A 1,170-nucleotide genomic window follows, 5' to 3' on the forward strand; every position below is an offset into this window, starting at 1 on the left:
TTTTTGAGGATGTGTTCACCGATGAATACTCGTACCCCTGTTTTGTCTCGTCGTGCCCTTATGAGCGTTTTGGGCGTTTCTGGGTTTGCTGTGTTGCTATCTGCGTGTGGGGAGGGTGCGAAACCTGCTGGAATGGCTACTGAGAGTCCTAGTTCTTCCTCTTCTGCGACTGCCGTTGCCTCTGCTTCATCCAGTGATAGCCCCTCGCCGTCGTTGAGCACATCGCCGCATTATTCGGGGAAATCGAAAGCTCCGGAAGGGGAGTATCGCCCTGCGGATTTTTATGGTCCTGCGCAGAATGTTCCGAAGCCCAAGACGGAGGAGGGGTATACGAATGCTTCCTTAGAGGGGATGCGTAAGACGGTGCAGGCGTGGACGGAATGGCGTAACTATGGGCTTCAGACCGGGGACTTCAAAGATGCCATGAAGTTTGTAGATAAACAGTACACTGATGAGCTAGAGCTCTATCAAAATACTTCGAGGTTCTATAAAGATGGAGGGTGGATTGTAGGTGGTGATCTTCATCAGTATGAGTTTCATGGCGAACCTATTAACCAGGGCAATGGAAAATACGAATGGAAATATCTTCTGCTCTGGCCTTATCGGATCTATATAGCGGCTGATGGAAGAGTCAACAAGGTATATAACGATGACTATGAGAATAACTGGTACATGATGACCCTTCACCATGATGGGAATCGCTGGTTTATCGATGGCACTCGTTTTCTAAATGTGCAGGGAAATAAGTAATTATGAGAATGAAGAAGTACTTTTCTGGTGGACTTTCTGCCTGTCTGATACTTTCGCCGCTATATTATGTTCCCAGTGCTCTTTCTATATCATGCGTGAATACCTCTGACAGTTTTCAATGTATGCAGCAAACAGAGACTCAGCTGCGTCAATCTGAGAGGAAAGATCCCGATAACTCTCAAAATCAAAGTTCTCCCAATATAGAGAGCTCACCAGAAACACTGGACGAAATACGGGCACGGCAAGAGGCTTATAGGAGGTGGTATGGGGAGCATCATCATGGGAATCTTGGGTTCGCTCAGGATAAAAGTGGTGCTAATAAGTCGTTTAGCTTTGATGTTGCCAATGATGGTTCGTACTGTGTTAGTCGGGATGGGCGTGTGGGTCAGTATAAAGAATTTACTGATGATGGTCAGGCTA

1 protein-coding gene and 1 pseudogene are annotated in these 1,170 nt (G+C 46.8%); both read left to right on the forward strand.

Annotated features, from left to right (window positions below; genetic code table 11):
• Positions 1 to 21: 21 nt before the first annotated feature.
• The gene (locus tag HMPREF2554_RS04865) at positions 22 to 750 is read left to right on the forward strand and encodes a DUF6318 family protein (protein ID WP_013397440.1); all 729 of its coding nucleotides are present in this window, start codon (positions 22 to 24) and stop codon (positions 748 to 750) included.
• 8 nt (positions 751 to 758) lie between these two features.
• A pseudogene (locus tag HMPREF2554_RS11670) lies at positions 759 to 1,170 on the forward strand (hypothetical protein); the annotation flags it as partial.

Source organism: Rothia sp. HMSC071F11, from assembly GCF_001809115.1.
Taxonomy (GTDB): Bacteria; Actinomycetota; Actinomycetes; order Actinomycetales; family Micrococcaceae; genus Rothia; species Rothia dentocariosa.

What these genes read in the sequence shown, in the direction of transcription:
- HMPREF2554_RS04865 (WP_013397440.1), top strand. Translation starts at nt 22, where the DNA reads ATGAATACTCGTACCCCTGTTTTGTCTCGTCGTGCCCTTATGAGCGTT.